Origin of the sequence: Parabacteroides sp. CAG:2, from assembly GCF_000436315.1 — a bacterium.
In the GTDB taxonomy this organism is placed as follows: Bacteria; Bacteroidota; Bacteroidia; order Bacteroidales; family Tannerellaceae; genus Parabacteroides; species Parabacteroides distasonis.
Genome location: NZ_FR885330.1, coordinates 101101 through 122695, shown reverse-complemented (window position 1 = coordinate 122695; position 21595 = coordinate 101101). Strand labels below are relative to the sequence as shown.

Annotated in this window: 17 protein-coding genes, 1 tRNA gene and 1 pseudogene; 15 read left to right on the top strand and 4 right to left on the bottom strand. The window is 45.1% G+C overall.

The features are described 5' to 3' along the window. Window positions 1–11 precede the first annotated feature (11 nt). The gene (gene mnmA, locus QVP94_RS18590) at window positions 12–1088 is read right to left on the bottom strand and encodes a tRNA 2-thiouridine(34) synthase MnmA (protein ID WP_005858803.1); all 1077 of its coding nucleotides are present in this window, start codon (window positions 1086–1088) and stop codon (window positions 12–14) included. Window positions 1089–1257: 169 nt separating this feature from the next. Here mnmA and QVP94_RS18585 point away from each other — a divergent pair, with 169 nt between their 5' ends. From QVP94_RS18585 to QVP94_RS18525, 13 genes are all read left to right on the top strand, one after another. Next, the gene (locus QVP94_RS18585) at window positions 1258–3318 is read left to right on the top strand and encodes a dipeptidyl-peptidase 3 family protein (protein WP_036632976.1); all 2061 of its coding nucleotides are present in this window, start codon (window positions 1258–1260) and stop codon (window positions 3316–3318) included. A 3-nt stretch (window positions 3319–3321) separates the two neighbouring features. Further along, window positions 3322–4017, top strand: coding sequence for a DNA alkylation repair protein (locus QVP94_RS18580; RefSeq protein WP_005858799.1), 696 nt, complete (start codon window positions 3322–3324; stop codon window positions 4015–4017). A gap of 55 nt (window positions 4018–4072) precedes the next feature. Beyond that, on the top strand, window positions 4073–4534 hold the full coding sequence (locus QVP94_RS18575) for a Fur family transcriptional regulator (protein ID WP_022193204.1): 462 nt from the start codon (window positions 4073–4075) through the stop codon (window positions 4532–4534). Window positions 4535–4566: 32 nt separating this feature from the next. After that, complete coding sequence (locus QVP94_RS18570; RefSeq protein WP_022193203.1) at window positions 4567–5838, top strand: adenylosuccinate synthase; 1272 nt, start codon at window positions 4567–4569, stop codon at window positions 5836–5838. Between the two features lie 120 nt (window positions 5839–5958). After that, window positions 5959–6645, top strand: coding sequence for a zinc metallopeptidase (locus tag QVP94_RS18565; protein ID WP_005868492.1), 687 nt, complete (start codon window positions 5959–5961; stop codon window positions 6643–6645). A gap of 176 nt (window positions 6646–6821) precedes the next feature. Then, entirely contained in the window at window positions 6822–8177 is a 1356-nt protein-coding gene (hisS, locus tag QVP94_RS18560; protein ID WP_022193202.1) for a histidine--tRNA ligase, read from the top strand. A 116-nt stretch (window positions 8178–8293) separates the two neighbouring features. Further along, window positions 8294–9724 (top strand): glycoside hydrolase family 30 protein, encoded by a 1431-nt coding sequence (locus tag QVP94_RS18555; RefSeq protein WP_009017029.1) that lies wholly within the window; start codon window positions 8294–8296, stop codon window positions 9722–9724. A gap of 189 nt (window positions 9725–9913) precedes the next feature. Beyond that, complete coding sequence (locus tag QVP94_RS18550) at window positions 9914–10183, top strand: co-chaperone GroES (RefSeq protein WP_005858788.1); 270 nt, start codon at window positions 9914–9916, stop codon at window positions 10181–10183. A gap of 40 nt (window positions 10184–10223) precedes the next feature. Continuing rightward, window positions 10224–11864 (top strand): chaperonin GroEL, encoded by a 1641-nt coding sequence (groL, locus tag QVP94_RS18545; protein ID WP_022193201.1) that lies wholly within the window; start codon window positions 10224–10226, stop codon window positions 11862–11864. A gap of 143 nt (window positions 11865–12007) precedes the next feature. Next, window positions 12008–12091, top strand: a tRNA-Leu gene (locus QVP94_RS18540). Window positions 12092–12109: 18 nt separating this feature from the next. Beyond that, the gene (locus QVP94_RS18535) at window positions 12110–12661 is read left to right on the top strand and encodes an RNA polymerase sigma factor (RefSeq protein WP_008777938.1); all 552 of its coding nucleotides are present in this window, start codon (window positions 12110–12112) and stop codon (window positions 12659–12661) included. A gap of 47 nt (window positions 12662–12708) precedes the next feature. Continuing rightward, on the top strand, window positions 12709–13101 hold the full coding sequence (locus tag QVP94_RS18530) for a hypothetical protein (RefSeq protein WP_022193199.1): 393 nt from the start codon (window positions 12709–12711) through the stop codon (window positions 13099–13101). A gap of 46 nt (window positions 13102–13147) precedes the next feature. Continuing rightward, window positions 13148–13621, top strand: coding sequence for a hypothetical protein (locus QVP94_RS18525; protein ID WP_005858783.1), 474 nt, complete (start codon window positions 13148–13150; stop codon window positions 13619–13621). Between the two features lie 110 nt (window positions 13622–13731). On the opposite strand, the gene mazG is transcribed toward QVP94_RS18525, so the two are convergent. The 3 genes from mazG to QVP94_RS18510 all read right to left on the bottom strand — a co-directional run bounded on the left by mazG (window position 13732) and on the right by QVP94_RS18510 (window position 17609). After that, window positions 13732–14517, bottom strand: coding sequence for a nucleoside triphosphate pyrophosphohydrolase (gene mazG / locus QVP94_RS18520; protein ID WP_005858781.1), 786 nt, complete (start codon window positions 14515–14517; stop codon window positions 13732–13734). Window positions 14518–14585: 68 nt separating this feature from the next. After that, on the bottom strand, window positions 14586–16673 hold the full coding sequence (locus QVP94_RS18515) for a protein-disulfide reductase DsbD family protein (protein WP_022193198.1): 2088 nt from the start codon (window positions 16671–16673) through the stop codon (window positions 14586–14588). 21 nt (window positions 16674–16694) lie between these two features. Next, window positions 16695–17609: an RluA family pseudouridine synthase gene (locus QVP94_RS18510; RefSeq protein ID WP_036618280.1), complete on the bottom strand. Its 915-nt coding sequence runs from the start codon at window positions 17607–17609 to the stop codon at window positions 16695–16697. A 367-nt stretch (window positions 17610–17976) separates the two neighbouring features. Here QVP94_RS18510 and QVP94_RS18505 point away from each other — a divergent pair, with 367 nt between their 5' ends. After that, window positions 17977–20598: a valine--tRNA ligase gene (locus QVP94_RS18505; protein ID WP_008779370.1), complete on the top strand. Its 2622-nt coding sequence runs from the start codon at window positions 17977–17979 to the stop codon at window positions 20596–20598. Between the two features lie 185 nt (window positions 20599–20783). Next, window positions 20784–21595, top strand: a pseudogene (locus QVP94_RS18500) (sensor histidine kinase); the annotation flags it as partial.

Sequence of the window (21595 nt, the reverse complement as noted above, 5' to 3'; positions counted from 1 at the left end):
CTGAATATGTGTTACTTGGTCTCATCAATAATCATGCCGCTGCCCAGACATAAGTGATGGTCTTTGTCGTAGATTACACTGTATTGGCCAGGAGCGATACCTTGAATCTTTTCGTCGGATTCTACACGATATAGATCTCCGATACGACGGATGTAGCCATGCGTAAATTCCGGGGTATGACGGATCTTGAAAGTGATTTCTTTCTCACCCTCAAATTCTCCCCATGGATCTTCCGTGATGAAATCGAAACCTTGCATATTAATCACCTTGCCATATTGCGTTTCCGGGTCGTAGCCGTTGGAGACATAAATGATATTTCGCTTAATGTCTTTTTGGATAACGAACCAAGGGCCGCCACTTAATCCCAATCCCTTACGTTGGCCGATCGTATGGAACCAATATCCATTGTGTTTACCCAAGACCTTACCCGTCTCTAGTTCCACGATTTTTCCCGGGCGTTTCCCTAAATAACGCTCTATAAAGTCGTTGTAGTTAATCTTACCTAAGAAACAAATGCCTTGGCTATCCTTACGCTTGGCGCTCGGCAATTTCTGGGCCTCGGCGATGGCACGTACCTCGCTTTTCATTAAATGCCCGATCGGAAACATGAGTTTCTGTATCTGTAGGCGGGTGATTTGCCCTAAGAAATCAGTCTGATCTTTTACCGGGTCCTTGGCAGTAGAAAGCCATGTCTTGCCGTCTATCTCCGTGGTCGTGGCATAATGACCGGTAGCGATCTTATCGAAATCCTTGCCCCATTTTTCCTCGAAACAACCGAACTTGATATATTTATTACACATCATATCCGGGTTAGGGGTAAGACCGCGTTTGACAGATTCGATCGTATAGCTTACCACCCGATCCCAATACTCGTCGTGTAAGGAGACGATCTCGAACCGGCATCCATACTTGCGGGCGATATATGAGGTGATCTCGATATCCTCTTCCGCCGGGCAATCGATATAGCCATCCTTGTCTTCCATACCGATACGGATATAGAAGATGGTCGGATCGTATCCTGCCTCTTTGAGTTGATGCACTACGACAGAGCTGTCTACTCCTCCTGAAACTAATGCCGCTATTTCCATTCTCTTTTTTGTCTTTGCTTTTGAACTTACAAAAGTAGAGAAAAAATCTCAAACCTTTGATATTGACTGTATATTCTCTATCTTTGCGGTTGGCCCTTATTGGAATGCGGGCCTTCAAACTATGTACTTTAGATGTAATATATTATAGGAAAAGCAAATCGTAGTAAGTATGAAAAAAATAATGTTATCGCTTATGACAGCTATGGTTATGACGGCTTGTACAGGCCAACAGTCGGATACGGCATCTCAAAATTCCGATAAGGAGTTCAATTATGTAGTGGATCAGTTCGCTGATCTGGAGATTCTTCGCTATAAAGTTCCGGGTTTTGAATCCCTGTCCTTGCAACAAAAGCAACTATTATATCATCTTTCCGAAGCGGCCTTGATGGGACGTGATATATTCTTCGATCAGAATGGACGCTATAATCTGGCGATCCGCAGGACATTGGAGGCTATTTATACGAATTATAAGGGAGATCGGGAGGACCCTCAATTCAAGGCTTTGGAAACCTATTTGAAACGGGTGTGGTTCTCCAGTGGTATCCATCATCATTATGCCTTGGACAAGTTTGCCCCGGGGTTTTCTCCTGAGTTCTTGATGGATTGTATTCACCAAATCGACGCCAAGAAGTTACCTCTTCGTGAGAATCAAAACGTGGATCAGTTCATGATCGAGATCGCTCCGGTAATCTTTGATCCGGGCGTTATGCCAAAGCGTAGCGTACAAAGCGGTGACGGTGATTTGATCAAAGCTTCTTCTAATAATTATTACGGGGGAGGTATCAGTCAGAAAGAGGTAGAGGACTTCTATGCGCAAATGAAAATGGGAAAGGATACCATTTCCCCGATTTCTTACGGGTTGAATAGCCGTTTGGTAAAAGAGAACGGTACGGTCGTTGAAAAGGTTTGGAAAGTAGGAGGGCTTTATTCCGCCGCGATAGAAAAAATCGTAGATCAATTGCGACAAGCCTTGCCTTTCGCCGAGAATGATACGCAGAAAGCGATCATTGGGAAATTGATCGAATATTATCAAACGGGCGATTTGAAGACGTTCGATGCTTATTCGATCCTTTGGGTAGAGGATACAGCTTCGGAGGTGGATTTTGTGAATGGCTTTATCGAGACTTATGGGGATCCGTTAGGAATGAAAGCAAGCTGGGAGTCTACCGTGAATTTTACGAATAAGGAGGCGACTAAGCGTACGAAAATCATCAGTGATAATGCGCAATGGTTTGAGGATCATTCTCCGGTAGATAAGCGTTTCAAGAAAGAGAAGGTGAAAGGAGTTAGCGCTAAGGTAATCACGGTATCTATGTTGGGAGGTGATTGCTATCCGGCTACCCCGATCGGTATCAATTTGCCAAATGCGGATTGGATTCGTAGGGATCATGGCTCGAAGTCTGTTACGATAGAGAATATCACGGAGGCTTATGATAAGGCGTCTCAAGGAAATGGCTTTAGCGAAGAGTTTGTTTGGAGTGACGTGGAGCGGAACGGTATGAGGCAGTACGGTTTCTTAACGGATAATCTACATACGGATTTACATGAGTGTCTGGGACATGGTTCCGGTAAATTGCTGGAAAATACGGACCCGGATGCGCTGAAAGCCTATAGCTCTACACTGGAGGAAACCCGTGCGGATTTGTTTGGCCTGTATTATTTGGCAGATCCGAAGCTGGTGGAACTGGGATTGCTTCCGGACGGCGAGGCTTATAAGTCGGAATACTATAAATATATAATGAATGGCTTGATGACCCAGTTGGTTCGCATCGAGCTAGGCAAGAATGTAGAAGAGGCGCATATGCGTAACCGCCAGTTGATCGCTAAGTGGGCTTACGAGAAAGGGAAGGAAGCGAATGTGATCGAACTGAAAAAACGGAATGGAAAGACCTATGTGGTTGTGAATGACTATCCAAGGTTACGTGAGTTGTTTGGGACATTGCTCGCTGAGATTCAACGTATCAAGAGTGAGGGTGACTATGCGGCCGGAAAGAATCTTGTTGAAGGATACGGCGTGAAAGTAGATCCGGAGTTGCATGCGGAGGTCTTGGAGCGCTATGCTAAGTTAAACTTGGCTCCCTATAAAGGTTTTGTCAACCCTGTGATGAGAGAGGTAAAGAACTCTAACGGTGAGGTTACCGATATTGTCTTAGACTATACGGAAGGTTATACGGACCAGATGCTTCGTTATGGCCGTGATTATTCTTTCTTGCCGACTTATAATGATTAATAGATGGAAAGTTTACAAGACGAGATAAGGGAGATCCGTAAGGAACTTCGTTTGGCGATGAACGGGGTGATTTCTACGAGTATGCGTGAGAAAGGTATCGTATATAAGTTAAATTTCGGGGTTCCGTACCCCGAAATAAAGGGAATCGCCCGTAAGCATAAACCGAATGGAGAGCTAGCGGCGGCTTTATGGAAAGAAGACATCCGTGAGTTTAAGATATTGGCGACCTTTCTCCAACCCGCCGAGACGTTGCCTTTGGATGAGGCGAAACGTTGGGTCAAGGAGATTCCTTATTTAGAGATCGCGGAGCATTGTTGCCGGAACTTGTTCGTTCATCTGCCTTATATGGAGGACTTCACGTCTGATCTGGTTGCTGATAAGAAAAATGAGTTCGCTCGCACGGTCGCCTTTCTTACTTGGGCCGAGAATTTCAAGCGAGGTGGCAGCTTATCTTCTGTGGTTTTAGGATCTTTCTTGGCAGAAACCTTAAGTAGTCTAGCGGAGACTAAGGATTTTAAATCTACGCTGAAAGAGAAACAAGCGTCTATTCAAGCCATGAAGTTTTATGGGCGTCAATCCGAGGGGAATGCGGAAAGGATCCTAGACGGTTTCAAGGAATTTCAGGAGGCTGCGGGAAACACGCCGGAATTACAAGAAATCTATAATGAATTAAAATTCGAGTTTGAATATTATCGGTAAGGCTTTGCGTTTAAAATAAATGCGCTAACTTTGTCGTTTGTGCGGTCTTTAGGAGATGGAAGCGAAAGTTTATACGGAAATACGTGCGTTGTTTACCGAATATCTAACGGAGAAGAAACTGCGGAAAACCGAGGAGAGATATGCTATATTCAAGGAGATATGTGCTTTTCCCGGGCATTTTGATATGTGTATGCTTTCGGATCGGTTGGAGCAAGACAACTTCCATGTCAGTAAGGCTACACTCTATAATACGTTGGATGTACTGGTTGATGCCGGTTTGGTGGTGCGTCATCAAATAACCGTCCAGTCGGTGCAATATGAGTTGAGGATTTATGCCGATACGCATTTGCATTTGGTTTGCACGAGATGCGGGGCCATCCGGGAGCTGCGAAACAGTACGTTGAAAGCGGATATGAGAAACTTGAAAGTCTCTCGTTTTACGCCGGAGTATTATTGTTTGTACATTTATGGCCTATGCAGTAAATGCAAGTTTAAGTTGCAAAGGTCAGTTAAATAAGAATATTAATAGCCTATAATAAAATAGAAAAGATGAAAGTAGACGTTTTGTTAGGATTGCAATGGGGCGACGAGGGCAAAGGCAAGGTTGTCGATGTGCTGACTCCGAATTACGATGTGGTAACTCGTTTTCAAGGAGGCCCTAATGCCGGACATACATTGGAGTTTAACGGGGAAAAGTATGTGTTACGTTCGATTCCTTCCGGTATTTTCCAAGGTGGAAAGATAAACGTAATCGGTAACGGTGTCGTTCTGGACCCGTTATTGTTCAAGCAGGAAGCGGAATCATTGGCAGCGAGTGGTCACGATATCACCAAGCAGCTTTATATCTCTAAGAAAGCTCACCTAATTTTACCTACTCACCGGATCTTGGATGCCGCTTACGAGGCCGCAAAAGGTTCCGGAAAGATCGGTACGACAGGAAAGGGTATCGGCCCGACTTATACGGATAAGATTAGCCGTAACGGTGTTCGTGTGGGCGATTTGTTGCATAACTTCGAAGAGAAATATGCGGCCGCTAAAGCAAAACATGAAGCGATCTTGCGTTCATTGAACTATGAATATGATATAACCGAGATGGAGGCTCAATGGCTGGAGGCCTTGAACTACCTCATACAATTCAAATTGATTGATAGCGAGCATGTCATCAATAACTATTTGAAGGAAGGCAAGTCGGTCTTGGCGGAAGGCGCTCAAGGTACGATGCTGGATATAGACTTCGGTTCTTATCCATTCGTGACTTCCTCTAACACGATCTGTGCCGGATGTTGTACGGGACTGGGGGTTTCTCCCCGGAATATCGGTGAGGTATATGGAATCTTCAAGGCTTATTGTACACGTGTAGGTAGCGGTCCGTTCCCGACCGAGTTGTTTGATGAGGTGGGAGATAAGATCGGTCAATTAGGCCATGAGTTCGGTGCGGTTACGGGACGTAAACGCCGTTGTGGCTGGATTGATTTGGTAGCCTTGAGATATGCCGTGATGATCAACGGTGTAAGCCAATTGATCATGATGAAGAGTGATGTGTTAGATACCTTCGATACGATCAAGGCTTGCGTGGCTTATAAGATGAACGGTGTCGAGACTAATGAGTTCCCGTATGAGATCGATGATACGATCGAACCTGTATACGTGGAATTACCGGGTTGGAAGACGGATATGACGAAGATGCAGAGCGAGGACGAGTTCCCTGAGGAGTTCAACGCTTACCTTTCTTTCTTGGAGGAAGAACTGGGTGTGCCTGTGAAGATCGTTTCCGTAGGACCGGATCGTGAACAGACGATTGTCAGATATACAGAAGAATAAACTCGTTATAAATCGTACAAAATGGCAGAAGACCACATTCCTCAAGGGGTGTCTCCTGCCATTTTTGTCTTTGGCAAACTTTTTGTCGTTGTTTTATAAAACTAAATAAGATAGAAATTTATGAGCATGTATTGGATTATATTTATTGGATTTGCGCTATTGAGTTGGCTGGTGTCATCCCGTCTTCAGGGCAAGTTTGAGAAGTATTCGAAAATTCCTATGCCGAATGGCATGACAGGAAAAGATGTCGCAGAGAAGATGTTGCATGACAATGGTATCTATGATGTAAAGGTGATTTCTACACCCGGACATCTGACGGACCATTACAATCCCGCTAACCAGACGGTGAACTTGAGTGAGTCGGTTTATTATAGCAATAGTATCGCCGCCGCCGCGGTTGCCGCCCATGAGTGCGGTCACGCTGTGCAGCATGCTACCGCTTACGCTCCGTTGAGAATGCGTTCGGCTTTGGTTCCGGTTGTTAGTTTCGCCTCAAATATCATGACATGGGTGTTGCTGGGTGGTATGTTATTATTGCATACGTTTCCTCAGTTATTGTTATTCGGTATAATCTTGTTCGCTACGACTACGCTATTTAGCTTTATCACGCTTCCGGTCGAGATCAATGCGAGCCAACGTGCTTTGGCGTGGTTGAGCAATGCCGGTATAACAAATGCTTATACGCATGATAAGGCAGAGGATGCTTTACGTTCCGCCGCTTATACGTACGTGGTCGCTGCGTTAGGTTCGCTTGCTACATTATTATATTATATAATGATATTCTTGGGGGGAAGAAGCCGGGATTGATAAGCCTCGGAAGAGGCTTTCCATGGATGCCCATTGTAAGGATGTTAGAATGCCCATTGTAAGATGCTTATGACTGCGATTGTAAGCTCCTTACAGTGGGCATTGTTATTTTCTTATTTATTTCGAGCAAAAAACATTACCTTTGCGGCCAGAATAATCATTTAAAACATAAGATCATGCAAAAACCTTCCATACCCAAAGGTACTCGGGATTTTTCGCCGGAGGAAATGGCGAAACGTAATTATATATTTAACACGATCCGTGAAGTATTTCACTTGTATGGCTTCCAGCAAATAGAGACTCCTGCCATGGAGAACCTTTCTACATTGATGGGTAAATATGGCGAGGAAGGGGATAAGCTCCTTTTCAAGATATTGAATTCCGGAGATTGTTTCGCGGGCATCTCAGATGAGGAGTTAATGGAAAAGAACCCGTTGAGATTTGCTGCTAAGGCTTGTGAGAAAGGCTTGCGTTATGATTTGACCGTTCCGTTCGCCCGTTACGTGGTACAACATCGTAATGAGATCAGTTTTCCGTTCAAACGTTACCAGATCCAACCGGTTTGGCGTGCCGATCGTCCGCAAAAGGGACGTTACCGGGAGTTCTACCAATGTGATGGCGACGTTGTGGGTTCTGATTCCTTGATCAATGAGGTGGAACTGATCCAGATTATGGACGAGGTGTTCCATCGTTTTGGCATTCGTGTGTGTATCAAGATGAACAATCGTAAGATCCTTTCCGGTATTGCCGAAATCATAGGCGAGGCGGATAAGATCGTAGACATTACGGTAGCTATCGACAAGCTGGATAAGATTGGCTTGGACAACGTGAATGAAGAGCTTCGTTCCAAGGGTTTACCCGAGGAGGCGATCGAGCGTTTGCAGCCGATCATTATGCTGCAGGGTTCAAATCAAGAAAAGATCGCTACCTTGAAAGAGGTATTATCTGCGTCTGAGACTGGTTTGAAAGGTGTAGCCGAATTGGATTTTATCTTGGAGCGCATCTCTCATACGCCAATCCGTGCGGAATTAGAGCTTGATCTGACATTGGCTCGTGGCTTAAACTATTATACAGGTGCGATTTTCGAGGTGAAAGCCTTGGACGTACAGATCGGTAGTATCACAGGTGGTGGTCGCTATGACAACCTGACAGGGGTATTTGGCATGGAAGGCGTATCTGGTGTCGGTTTCTCTTTCGGCGCTGATCGTATCTTTGATGTATTGAACCAATTGGATTTATATCCGGAAGGGTCTTTGAAGACTACACAGCTTCTATTCGTGAACTTCGGACAGAAAGAGGAGATTCATTTATTGCCGTTGATCGCTAAGGTTCGCAAGGCGGGGATTCGTACGGAGCTATATCCTGAGTCTACTAAAATGAAAAAGCAAATGGGATATGCGGACGCTAAGAAAATCCCGTTTGTCGCGATAGTCGGAGAGAATGAGATGGCCGAGAATAAAATCAACTTAAAGAATATGCTCACGGGTGAGCAAAACCTTGTGACTATCGAGGAGCTGATAGAACGCTTTTAGAGAATAGTGGATTATGGAACACGGACTACACGGATGACACGGTATTAGTATTTATCCGTGTCATCCGTGTAGTCCGTGTTTAAATGGTTCTAAACTTATAAATTAATGAAACGACCATGAAAATACCTGTTTTTATACTCTCAATATCTTTATACCTTTCTTCCTGCTCTTTCACCCCCCGTGCCGAGTGGGTAACGACAACCGAGAATACCCCTTGGGCTGAGCAACCCGATCTGATCTCCGCCCTTGCGGATACGATACCTAATATTGATATAACAATTCTAACAGAAAAGCATCAACAACAAATTGATGGTTTCGGAGCCTGTTTTAATGAATTAGGTTGGCTTTCCTTGAGTAAGCTGGAGCCAAGTGTACGTGAGGAAATCATGGAAGAGCTTTTTTTCCCCGGAGTCGGAGCCAACTTCACGATTTGCCGGATGCCTGTAGGAGCAAATGATTTCTCCCGTGATTGGTATTCGTATGACGAGGTAGACGGTGATTTCACAATGGAACATTTTACCATCGCCAATGACCAACAAACGTTGATTCCTTTTATCAAGAACGCTCGGAAGTATCAGCCAGACTTACGCTTGTGGGCTTCCCCGTGGTGCCCTCCCGCTTGGATGAAATATAACAAACACTATGCCTCTGCCTATACGGGTGAGAATTATGACGAGAAGTATCGAAATGGTTTGTCGGCCGATAAGGTCGGCCATGAAGGTACGGATATGTTTATCCAAGACTCTCTTTACCTGAAAGCCTATGCCCTCTATTTCTCTAAATTTATCGAGGCCTATAAGAAACACGGAATTCCAATCTTTGCCATAATGCCCCAGAACGAGTTCAACTCTGCGCAAATATTCCCGAGTTGTTGTTGGACATCGGCTTCTTTGGCTAATTTTATCGGTAATTATCTCGGGCCGGCCATGCAGGTTCAAGGAGTGGATATTATGTTCGGCACGATGGAACGTGCGAATGAGTCGCTTGTTGATACGGTATTGACAGATCCCGCTAGTGGTAAATATGTAAAAGGTGTCGGTTTCCAATGGGCGGGTAAGGGAGCTATCGCCGGAATCCACAAACGTTATCCCGGGTTGAAGCTTTACCAAACCGAGCAAGAATGTGGAGATGGCAAGAACGATTGGAAGGGTGCCATGTATTCTTGGGGGTTGATGCGACATTTTCTGGATAATGGCGTTTCTGCCTATATGTATTGGAATATATCTTTGGAAAATGGAGGGATCAGTCGTTGGGGATGGGCGCAAAACTCATTGGTTGTCGTAGATCCGCAAACCAAGAGCTATCGATATACTCCGGAATACTACGTGATGAAACATGTCAGCCATTATGTCCAGCCCGGTGCATATAAATTAGAAACGGAAGGAGCCTATACGAATCTGCTGGCATTCCGTAACCCGGATAACAGTATCGCCTTGATTATCGCCAATGAGACCAGTGATGATCGTTCCCTTTCCATCCGCATAGGCGATCGAGTCTATACTCCGATCGTAAAAGCATATTCCATGAATACGCTGCTGGTCGATTGATAATCCTTTTGAGAGATGCAAAAAGACAAGTTGTCAGTTATCTCTTCGGATATTTGTCTATTTCGTCCGAAATATTGTCAGTCGAACTCGGGTGAATACGTTTGGCACACTATTCGCATAGACTTAGGCGTGAACACAAAGTTCATAAACTAAAAACGTAATATTATTAACATTTAAAATACCAAGAAAATGAACATTAGACCATTAGCAGACCGCGTGCTGATTAAGCCGGCCGCTGCGGAAGAGAAAACATTAGGTGGAATTATTATTCCTGACTCAGCAAAGGAAAAGCCTTTAAAGGGTGAGATTGTAGCCGTAGGTAACGGAACGAAAGACGAGGAGATGGTTGTAAAGGTTGGTGATAACGTATTGTATGGTAAGTATGCAGGTACGGAAATCGAACTAGACGGTGAGAAATACTTGATCATGCGCCAAGCAGACGTTTTAGCTATTATCTAATTCATTTTTATAAACAACAATATTAAAAAGAGATACAATCATGGCAAAAGAGATTAAATACGATATGGATGCCCGCGACCTTTTGAAGAAAGGTGTGGATGAGTTGGCTAATGCTGTTAAGGTAACATTAGGCCCGAAAGGTCGTAACGTAATTATCGAGAAGAAATTCGGAGCTCCTCACATCACGAAAGATGGTGTAACGGTTGCTAAAGAAGTTGAGTTGACTTGCCCGTTCGAGAACATGGGTGCTCAATTAGTTAAGGAAGTGGCTTCCAAGACAAACGATAACGCCGGTGACGGTACGACTACAGCTACGGTTTTGGCTCAGTCTATCATTGGTGTCGGTTTAAAGAACGTTACTGCCGGAGCGAACCCGATGGATTTGAAACGTGGTATCGACAAGGCTGTCGCTAAGGTTGTAGAGAGCATCGCTAACCAAGCTGAGGCTGTAGGTGATAAGTTCGAGAAGATCGAGCATGTAGCGAAGATCTCCGCAAATGGTGACGAGGCTATCGGTAAGTTGATCGCGGAGGCTATGCAACGTGTGAAGACTGAAGGTGTTATCACGGTTGAGGAAGCTAAAGGTACTGAAACTACAGTTGACGTAGTTGAGGGTATGCAGTTCGACCGCGGTTATATCTCTCCGTACTTCGTAACGGATACAGAGAAGATGGAGTGCCAGATGGAGAATCCGTATATCTTGATCTATGACAAGAAGATCTCCGTATTAAAAGACCTTCTTCCTATCCTTGAGCCGACCGTACAGAGCGGACGTCCTCTTTTGATCATCGCTGAGGATATCGACAGCGAGGCTTTGGCTACATTGGTAGTGAATCGTCTGCGTGGTTCCTTGAAGATCTGCGCTGTTAAGGCTCCGGGCTTCGGCGACCGTCGTAAGGCTATGTTGGAAGATATCGCTGTATTGACAGGCGGTACGGTTATCTCTGAGGAGAAAGGTTTGAAATTGGAAGGTGCTACAATGGATATGCTAGGTACCGCTGAGAAGATCACGGTAGACAAAGATACCACTACCATTGTAAATGGTGCTGGTGACAAGGAGGCTATCCAAGCTCGTATCGGCCAGATCAAGATCCAGATGGAGAATACGACATCTGATTATGATAAAGAGAAATTGCAAGAGCGTTTGGCTAAGATGGCCGGCGGTGTAGCTGTTCTTTACGTAGGTGCTCCTTCTGAGGTTGAGATGAAAGAGAAGAAAGACCGTGTGGATGACGCATTACACGCAACTCGTGCCGCTATCGAAGAAGGTACGGTGCCCGGTGGTGGTGTTGCCTATATCCGTGCTATCGATGCATTGGAAGGTATGAAGGGCGACAACGAGGACGAGACTACAGGTATCGAGATCGTTAAGCGCGCTATCGAGGAGCCGCTTCGCCAGATCGTAGCTAACGCAGGTAAGGAAGGTGCCGTTATCGTTCAGAAAGTGAAGGAAGGTGAGGGCGACTTCGGTTACAACGCTCGTAAGGACTGTTTTGAGAACTTGTGTGAGGCTGGTGTCATCGACCCTGCTAAGGTAACTCGCGTAGCATTGGAGAACGCAGCTTCTATCGCTGGTATGTTCTTGACTACTGAGTGCGTGATCGCAGAGAAGAAAGAAGAGACTCCGGCTATGCCTCCGATGAACCCGGGTATGGGTGGCGGAATGGGCGGTATGATGTAATCGACTCCCGTGATTAATGATATGGGCGGCCGTTCCGGAAGGGACGGTCGCTTTTTTTATTTTCATTTGCTTGCTAATTGGAAAAAACGATTACCTTTGTATGCGCAATACCGATAGGTTGCGCTTCAGAATGATTAAAAAAAGCCCAGGTGGCGGAATTGGTAGACGCGCTCGTTTCAGGTGCGAGTGGTTTTGCGATCGTGCAGGTTCGAGTCCTGTTCTGGGCACTTCCCAAAATAGAAAAAATGCAATCCTATACAGAAGACGAAATTGTAGTACAGCTTCGGGACCCGGCCCGACAACGTGAGGCCTTCGCCAAGGTCGTAAGCTTGTATGGCGAGAAGTTGTATTGGCATATACGAAAGATGGTACTGGATCATGAGGATGCGAACGACTTACTCCAAAATACATTTTTGAAAGCTTGGACGAACATCGAGCTTTTTCGCGGTGAGGCCAAATTATCTACATGGCTTTATAAGATCGCGATCAACGAGTGCATTACTTTCCTGAATAAACAGCGAAATATGAATAACGTATCTATCGACGATGCGGATACCTTTTTGCTGGATCGTTTGAAAGGTGATGAATACTTCGATGGTGACGAGATACAGGTAAGATTGCAAAACGCTATTCTTACCTTGCCGGAGAAACAACGCTTGGTTTTCAATATGAAGTATAACGAGGAGATGAAGTACGAGGAGATGTCCGAGATACTAGGTACCTCTGTCGGGGCTTTGAAGGCCTCGTATCATCATGCGGTGAAAAAAATCGAGGAGTTTTTAACAAAAGAGGTTTAAACCTTTTGCCCGAATCGCTGTCAAAGCAATATAAAAAGAGAAAAAGTATGAAAAAAGAAGAAAAAAACCTAGATCGCTTGAAAGGAACTAATCCTTTCACTGTACCGGAAGGGTATATGGAAGGGCTTACGGAGCGGATCATGAGTCAGCTCCCCGAGAAGCCGGAGGAGAGGGCGAAACGGATTTCCTTGATGGATCGTGTTCGTCCGTGGTTGTACATGGCTGCGGTATTCGCTGGTCTTGGTTTGTTTTTCAAGGCTATCGTGGGAATAAACGGTTCCGATGGTAGTACTGCGTCTGATTCTTTACTGGTCCGGACGGAAGTCCCGACAACGGCTTTAGACGCTATTGAAGCGGAAGAAGATGAGGAGTATTTGGAGTATTTGGAAGCTCAATACGCTAATTATCTTTTAGAAGAGGAACTTTCCTATTCTGAATAAAGTTTAAAATAGTAATTTTATCGAAGATTTTTGTAATAATACTTGTATGAATAAAATATTTTTCATTACATTTGTAGCGATTTCGGTTCTACTCTCTTTCAATGCTACGGCACAAGAGAAGAAAGAGCAAAGACATTTTGATAGAGAAGCATTCGAAGCAAGGCGGAATGCTTTTATTACGGCTGAAGTTGGCCTTACACCTGAGGAAGCTGCACAATTTATTCCTTTATGCAATGAGTTGCGACAGAAAAAATTTGAGGTAGGTCGTGAATGTCGTAAGTTATCAAAAGAAATTCGACATAAGGAGAATCCGACAGATGCTGATTATAACAAAGTGATAGACGAATGTCTGGATGTTGAGATAAAAGAGGCACAGTTGGAAAAAGAGTATTTTGAGAGATTCAAGAAGATACTTTCTCCCGAAAAGGTCTATAAGTACCGAAATGCGGAATATAAGTTTGTCCGGAATTTCATGAAGAGTGGTCGGGACAATAAAAAGGAAGAAAAACAGAAAAAGTAAAATATTATCATTATTTGTGTTTTTTGTTTAGATTTAGTTTTGGCGTTTAAGTTAAGGGAGGGGTGGCGACGTGATGTCGGTTCCCCTTTTGTTTTGCCCTTATCCTTGCTTTATAAGCCTTTGGCCTTGGCCTCATTCCACAGTTGATCCATTTCCTCCAATGTCATATCTTTCAAGGAACGACCTTCTTGGATCGTGTGCTCCTCTAGATAATTAAAACGGCGGATAAACTTCTGGTTCGTGCGTTCCAATGCGTTGTCCGGATTTATTTTGTATAGGCGGGCAGCGTTGATCAAGCTAAAGAAGAGATCTCCGAACTCAGCTTCCATCTTATCTGCGTCCATCCTGTCTATCTCGGTTTTCAACTCATTAAATTCCTCCTGTACCTTATCCCATACTTGATCACGTTGTTCCCAGTCGAAACCTACGTTACGGGCCTTATCTTGGATACGATGCGCTTTTACTACGGATGGGAGGGAAGCGGGAACACCCTCCAGTACGGTTTTGTTACCCCCCTTTTCTTTCAACTTAAGCTGCTCCCAGCTTTGCTCTACCTTTTGAGCGGTATCGGCGGAGGTATCTCCGAATACGTGTGGATGGCGGTAAATCAGTTTCTGGCAAAGGCTGTCGCAGACATCCTTGATATCGAAAGCTTCTTTTTCCTCGCCGATCTTGGAGTAAAAGACGATGTGCAATAACAGGTCTCCTAATTCTTTTTTTATGTTTGTGTTATCCTCACGCATCAAGGCCTCGCATAGTTCATAGGTTTCCTCGATCGTATTCGTGCGGAGGCTCTCGTTTGTCTGTTTACGATCCCAAGGGCATTTTACCCGTAATTCATCCAGAATGTCGAGTAATTGCCCGAAGGCTTCCATCTTCTCTTCTCTAGTTGCCATATTATTTACTTATTCTATAATGATTGTAAAAGAAAGAGGGCAGGGTAGAACCCGGCCCTCTGTTTGTTTTATTGTTGTTCTTTCTTGAATTCTTTCAATCCGTTTTGAAGGAACTGGATGTATTTGGAAACATCCTCATTGAATGCGTATGAAGGTCCGAGCGGCTGTCCCTCGTCATTCAATAAGATGTAGAATGGCTGGGCATTAGAACCGAACTTGCTTCGTTGCAAATAACTCCATTTATCACCGATCGTCTTCAGCTTACGAGTCTTTCCGTTCTCTTGGATCTCGATGGGTTGCGGGAGTTTCGTCTTATCGTCTACCATGAGAGTGATTAGCACGTAATCATTTTCTAGCATTTGCTTCACCTTAGGATCCGTCCAAACGGAAGCCTCCATCTTACGGCAGTTTACGCAACCGAAACCGGAGAAGTCGATCATGACGGGTTTATTTACCTTCTTGGCATAAGCCATACCGGATTCATAATCGTCGAATGCGGCGTGTACCTCGTTTTTGTATAGATTGAAATCTTGTGTATACAACGGAGGAGCGAATGCGCTGATCGCCTTTAACGGAGCGCCCCAAAGTCCCGGAACCATGTAAATGGCGAAAGCGAAAGAGATAATCGCCATAAACAGACGAGGAACAGATACATATTTTACTTCGCTATCATGGCTAAACTTGATCTTTCCTAATAAATAAACACCCAATAAGCTGAAGATCACGATCCAAAGCACGATAAAAGCCTCACGGTCTAGTAAACGCCAGCCATACGCTAAATCCGCTACGGAAAGGAACTTCAAAGCCAATGCCAACTCCAAGAAGCCCAATACGACCTTCACGGAATTCAACCATCCGCCGGATTTCGGCATACTTTGCAGCATATTCGGGAAGATGGCGAAGACACTGAACGGGATGGATAACGCCAAGGCGAAACCGAACATACCGATAGCCGGTCCTACCGCCGTACCCATAGAAGCTGCCTGTACCAACAAGGTTCCGATAATCGGACCCGTACAAGAGAAAGATACCAATACCAACGTAAACGACATAAAGAAAATACTCAATATACCGGTCGTTGAATCGGCCTTGCTATCCAATTTGCTAGTCCATGACGCAGGTAATACCAGCTCGAAGGCTCCGAAGAAGGAGACTGCGAATACTACCAGCAACAAGAAGAACAGGATATTAAAGATCGCGTTCGTTGATAAATCATTCAATGCGCTCGCTCCGAAGATGCCGGTAATCAACAAGCCCATAACCAAATAGATTACGATAATAGATAATCCATAGGTGATAGCGTCGCGAATCGCTTTCTTACGATCTTTCGTACGTTTCAGGAAGAAGCTAACCGTCATAGGGATCATCGGCCAAACGCAAGGAGTCAATAAGGCGATCAAACCACCTAAGAAACCCGCGAAGAAGATGAATAACCAAGAGGTATCTGCCGCCGATACCGTAGCGTCGCCGAACGATTTCAATTGGTCGATCACCGGAGACCAAAGATTCGGGCTGTCGGTTAAGCTGTCGGACGCTTTGGGAGATGTCGTAGCCGGTGTCTTTTTTGCGGCGGGGTCCGGAGTGTTCAACTCGCTGGCCTCTTCCGCTACGACTTGCGTATCCGGCTGTATGGCCGTGGCGTCCTCTTTATCCACCTCTGTAGTCGAGCTGTTAGCTGCCAGCGCCGGATCTACATGGATACTTTTCTTATCGAAAGAGAAAGGTATTTGATCTGGGGGAAGGCAAGTCTCGTCATTACAAGCCATAAATTCCACCTCGCCCTCTACCTTGAATTTAGCGGGATCGGTAATTTTTAGTTTTTGGATGAACGATACCGTACCCGGATACCAACGAAGGTTCATGGCGAATTGCTCGTCGTAAACCGTGGTCGGCTTTACAGAAGGAACCGGTTGGCCAATCAGTTCAGCTCCATTCAATGTCTCGAATGTGAAAGATGTAGATACAGGACCTCCTTCCGGCAGGTTCATGTCATACAGGTGCCAACCTTTGTCCGCCGTGGCGGTAAAGACGATCTCTTTCTCGGGTGCGCCACCCTTGTCGTCTAGTTTAATTTTCCATTTGACAGGCGTAAGTATTTGTGCCTGCGCTACCAGCGCTAATAGCGCCAGCATGATCGAACTGATGAGTTTCTTCATTTTTATTATTTATTGCTAAAGTTACTTTGCTGTTGATGAAAAGATCTCCGGAATCCGGGTCTCAAAACGCATTTCCTCTCCCGTTACCGGGTGGATAAAACAGAGTTTACGGGCATGAAGCATCAAACGTCCCGCAGGATTCGTCTCCGCTCCATATTTGGTGTCGCCGGCTACCGGGTGACCGATAGATTGCATCTGGGCGCGGATTTGGTTCTTACGTCCCGTTTCCAGTTCCAGTTCCAGAAGCGAATAGCTATTGTTCGTTTGTAACAGGCGGTAGCGAGTGATCGCTTCTTTTCCGTCTCCCTCCAACGTCACATACACTTGCATATTCTTATTCTCAACAAGATTGGAAACGATCAAATCCGTATCTTTCTCCGGCCGGCCTTCTATTACCGCTACATAGGTACGTTGGGTAATCATTTCGCTCCAGTTGGATTGAAGTTGTTCCTTTACGCCTTGATTTTTAGCGAACATCATGATACCAGACGTATCCCGATCCAGACGGTGCAAAACGAATATCTTATTACGAGGATCGGATTGTTTCACATAATCGCTTAATAAGCGATATGCCGTACGCTCTTTAACACGATCGGTAGATACGGATAGCAAGCCTTCCCGCTTGTTGATCACGATGAGGTCATCATCTTCCCAAACAATTCTAAGTAACGGATTGTTGAATTCCACCTTCCCTCTTCCATAGTTGATTCCGACCGTATCGTTAGGGTTCAGCGGGGCATCGAACTGCCGGGTGACTTTCCCGTTTACCGAGATCTGTCCCCTGCTCAATAATCCTTTCACGGATGAACGGCTCTGTTCTTTTAATAACTCGAACAGGAAAGGTAGCAAAGTGTTACTTTCACCTACCATTACCCGTCGTTCTTTAGAGGGTTTACGTCGATTATCCCCTCCTTTATACTCAGATCGCTTTCTCATATCTATTTTTTATAGTACGCGAAGATACAGGCATTTACGCGAAACTGCAATAGTGCGGAATAGAAAAACCGTTATAAATAGTTTGCTTGTTATAGGAATAAACCTTCAAATCCCCGGATGTAAAAGTAATTGCCATTCACTCTATTTTCAAAATAGCGGCGTGGTCCTTATAAATCACGTCGTGATCTGTACAATCCACGGCTTGGTCTGTATAAACCACGTCGTGGTTTGTAGAATAGTGGCGTGTCCGAGAGGGAATGCCTATTGTCTCGGCCGACTATATTTCCCGATGCTCAGCGTTTTTTGTCTATATTTTTTGTACTTTCGCGGATCGAGAAATGTGTAAAGACTAATTAGTTATAAAAATATGGAAATCGCTAGTAAGTACAATCCCGCTGAAGTAGAGGGGAAGTGGTATCAGTATTGGTTGGATAACGGCTTCTTTAAGTCAAAGCCAGACGGCCGTGAGCCGTATACGATTGTAATCCCGCCCCCTAACGTCACCGGCGTATTGCACATGGGACATATGCTTAACAATACGATCCAAGATATCTTGGTTCGCCGTGCCCGTATGATGGGTAAGAACGCTTGTTGGGTACCGGGTACGGACCATGCTTCGATCGCAACGGAGGCGAAAGTGGTGAATCGTTTGGCCGGGCAAGGAATCAAGAAGACCGATCTGACTCGCGACGAGTTTTTGCGGCATGCTTGGGAATGGAAAGAAGAGCATGGCGGCATTATCTTGAAGCAACTTCGTAAATTGGGTGCTTCCTGCGATTGGGATCGTACGGCGTTCACGATGGACGAGAAACGTTCGGAAAGCGTCATCAAGGTTTTTGTCGATCTATATAAGAAGGGCTTGATCTACCGGGGCGTGCGTATGGTGAATTGGGACCCTAAGGCGTTGACGGCCCTGTCCGATGAGGAGGTTATCTATAAGGAAGAGCATAGCAAATTGTACTATCTTCGCTATAAGATCGTAGGCGAGGAGGGATATGCCATAGTTGCTACTACCCGTCCGGAGACGATTATGGGAGATACGGCGATGTGTATCAACCCGAACGACCCGAAGAACCAACATCTGAGAGGAAAGAAAGTGATCGTTCCGCTGGTAGGCCGTGAGATTCCGGTGATCGAGGATGATTACGTGGATATAGAGTTCGGTACGGGCTGTTTGAAAGTGACCCCCGCGCACGATGTAAACGACTATATGCTGGGCGAGAAATATAATTTGCCTTCTATTGATATATTCAACGATAACGGTACGCTTAGCGAGGCCGCCGGCCTGTATGTGGGCATGGATCGTTTCGATGTCCGCAAGCAGATCGAGGAAGACTTGCGTAACGCCGGTCTTTTGGAGAAGGTAGAGGCTTACGAGAACAAGGTGGGTTTCTCGGAGCGTACGAACGTGCCTATCGAACCGAAATTGTCTATGCAATGGTTCTTGAAGATGGAACATCTAGCCCAGATCGCCTTGGAGCCGGTCATGAAGGACGATATCAAGTTCTATCCGCCGAAGTTCAAGAACACCTACCGCCATTGGATGGAGAATATCAAGGACTGGTGTATCAGCCGTCAGCTTTGGTGGGGACACCGTATCCCGGCTTACTTCTTGCCGGAAGGTGGTTACGTGGTAGCCGAGACGGAAGAGAAAGCTTTGGAACTGGCGAAAGAGAAATGTGGTAACCCGAATCTGACCATGTCTGATTTGCGTCAGGACGAGGACGTATTGGATACTTGGTTCTCCTCTTGGTTGTGGCCGATCTCCCTGTTCGACGGTATCAATAACCCGGATAACGAGGAAATCAATTATTACTATCCGACCAGTGATTTGGTAACCGGACCGGATATCATCTTCTTCTGGGTAGCCCGTATGATTATGGCCGGCTATGAGTACAGAGGGAAAATGCCGTTCAAGAGCGTCTACTTTACGGGTATCGTTCGCGATAAGCTGGGACGTAAGATGTCCAAATCTTTAGGAAACTCTCCCGATCCGTTGCAATTGATCGAGCAATACGGTGCGGACGGCGTGCGTATGGGCTTGATGCTTGCGGCTCCTGCCGGAAATGATATTCCTTTCGATGATGCTTTGTGTGAGCAAGGACGTAACTTCAATAATAAGATATGGAATGCTTTCCGCTTGGTGAAGGGCTGGACGGTAGACGATACGATCGCTCAGCCGGAGGCTTCCGCTATCGCCGTGAAATGGTTCAAGATGCAGCTGGATAAGACGATTGCCGAGGTAGACGACTCTTTCAGTAAATATCGTCTGAGCGAAGCGATGATGGCTGTCTATAAATTGTTCTGGGATGAGTTCTCCTCATGGTATCTGGAGATGGTAAAACCGGGGTATCAGCAGCCGATCGACAAGGCTACTTATGAGGCTACGTTAGGTTTCTTCGATGCCTTGCTTCGTTTGCTTCATCCTTTCATGCCGTTTATTACCGAGGAATTATGGCAAGCCCTTGAGCCTCGTAAGGAAGGTGAGAGCTTGATGGTTGCCCAAATGCCGGAAGTAGCTGTTGCGGATAGCGCTTATTTGGATGCTTTCGAGATCGTGAAAGAGATCGTTGGTGGTGTCCGTACCATTCGTTTGCAAAAGAATATACCGAATAAGGATGCGCTGGAATTGCAGATCGTGGGTGAGCACAATGAGGCGTTCAACGCCGTAATCGCTAAGATGTGCAATCTCTCTTCCATCTCCAAGGTAGAGGAGAAAGCGGCCGGTGCTGTATCGTTCTTGGTCCGTACGACTGAATATGCCGTACCTTTAGGCAATCTGATCAATGTGGAGGAAGAGTTGGCTAAGCTTCAAGAAGAATTGAAATACCAAAAAGGTTTCTTGGCTTCTGTCATGAAGAAATTAGGCAATGAGAACTTCGTGAGCAAAGCCCCGGCGAAAGTAATCGAGATGGAGAAGAAAAAGCAAGCCGATGCCGAATCGAAGATTAAGTCTATCGAGGAAAGTATCGCTGCCTTGACAAAATAAATAGAACGGCCGTTTCTTTGAAATAAGAGCCTATATCAATCTTTTTTTGGTTGATATAGGCTTTTTGTTGTATAAGTTGAAAATGTGATATTAAACTTGTTTATGTTGATGTCTTGGCATTTAAATTTTTATTAACTTGCCGGGCATTGAATAATGGATAGTCGTGCTAACTTTTCAAGGTATATATGAAGAGATTGTTTTTTATTGGTTGTTGGACGTTGATTCTAACTTTGCTTATTCCGGATAGGGCGAAAGGTGACACGTTTGTCGATAGCTTACGAAGAGAAATCAAGGTTTTGCCGGATAGTAGTAAACTAATACGCTTGAACGAATTACTTTATGCCAATACGCATAACAAAGTATATAAAGTATATGCGGATTTGCTACTAGAAGAGGCACAGAGGCAACGTAACGATTATTACAAAGGAAATGCCTTACTATTCTTGATGCGTTATTACTATATGCAAGATCCGGATAGCTTGCGAATATATTTGAAAATAGCGGAACCCCTTTTCATCGCGACAAACCGGATCGAGGAATTATGTAGGGCGAAAGGATGGAATATCTATTCTTTAGCGAATGAGGGGATGCAGGGATTGGTAATCCGGGAGGTGGATAGCTTGAGGAATCTTGCGACCTATTTTAATTATCCGGATGGGGTGGATATGGCAAACCAAGCTTTAGCGAATTTCTATTTTAATATAGGATTGGATGAGGAGGGTATTCAATTAAGCCGGGAGATCTTATCTCGCATGGAAGAACGTAATGCCTCTAGGATGCGTTGGTATTACGTGTTACGGCTGTTGCTTACGAAGGATTTGCGATTGGAGTATTTGAATAAATTGGATTCTTGCATACAAGAGTGCGAGAAAGAGGACATTACTCAATTGGATGCGGAACATACTGTCGCTTTTTTAAAAGATCGCTATCATTATTACTCGGCCCAGTATTACGTGGCGGAAAAAGAGCCTTCCTTGGTTTATCAGCACTTGAGGCT

Bases quoted from the DNA above. Each gene is read 5' to 3' on its own strand.
- QVP94_RS18565 (WP_005868492.1), top strand. From the start codon at position 5,959: ATGAGCATGTATTGGATTATATTTATTGGATTTGCGCTATTGAGTTGG.
- QVP94_RS18575 (WP_022193204.1), top strand. From the start codon at position 4,073: ATGGAAGCGAAAGTTTATACGGAAATACGTGCGTTGTTTACCGAATAT.
- QVP94_RS18555 (WP_009017029.1), top strand. From the start codon at position 8,294: ATGAAAATACCTGTTTTTATACTCTCAATATCTTTATACCTTTCTTCC.
- QVP94_RS18550 (WP_005858788.1), top strand. From the start codon at position 9,914: ATGAACATTAGACCATTAGCAGACCGCGTGCTGATTAAGCCGGCCGCT.
- QVP94_RS18580 (WP_005858799.1), top strand. From the start codon at position 3,322: ATGGAAAGTTTACAAGACGAGATAAGGGAGATCCGTAAGGAACTTCGT.
- QVP94_RS18525 (WP_005858783.1), top strand. From the start codon at position 13,148: ATGAATAAAATATTTTTCATTACATTTGTAGCGATTTCGGTTCTACTC.
- QVP94_RS18570 (WP_022193203.1), top strand. From the start codon at position 4,567: ATGAAAGTAGACGTTTTGTTAGGATTGCAATGGGGCGACGAGGGCAAA.
- QVP94_RS18515 (WP_022193198.1), bottom strand. From the start codon at position 16,673: ATGAAGAAACTCATCAGTTCGATCATGCTGGCGCTATTAGCGCTGGTA.
- QVP94_RS18535 (WP_008777938.1), top strand. From the start codon at position 12,110: ATGCAATCCTATACAGAAGACGAAATTGTAGTACAGCTTCGGGACCCG.
- hisS (WP_022193202.1), top strand. From the start codon at position 6,822: ATGCAAAAACCTTCCATACCCAAAGGTACTCGGGATTTTTCGCCGGAG.
- QVP94_RS18505 (WP_008779370.1), top strand. From the start codon at position 17,977: ATGGAAATCGCTAGTAAGTACAATCCCGCTGAAGTAGAGGGGAAGTGG.
- QVP94_RS18510 (WP_036618280.1), bottom strand. From the start codon at position 17,609: ATGAGAAAGCGATCTGAGTATAAAGGAGGGGATAATCGACGTAAACCC.
- mnmA (WP_005858803.1), bottom strand. From the start codon at position 1,088: ATGGAAATAGCGGCATTAGTTTCAGGAGGAGTAGACAGCTCTGTCGTA.
- groL (WP_022193201.1), top strand. From the start codon at position 10,224: ATGGCAAAAGAGATTAAATACGATATGGATGCCCGCGACCTTTTGAAG.
- mazG (WP_005858781.1), bottom strand. From the start codon at position 14,517: ATGGCAACTAGAGAAGAGAAGATGGAAGCCTTCGGGCAATTACTCGAC.
- QVP94_RS18530 (WP_022193199.1), top strand. From the start codon at position 12,709: ATGAAAAAAGAAGAAAAAAACCTAGATCGCTTGAAAGGAACTAATCCT.
- QVP94_RS18585 (WP_036632976.1), top strand. From the start codon at position 1,258: ATGAAAAAAATAATGTTATCGCTTATGACAGCTATGGTTATGACGGCT.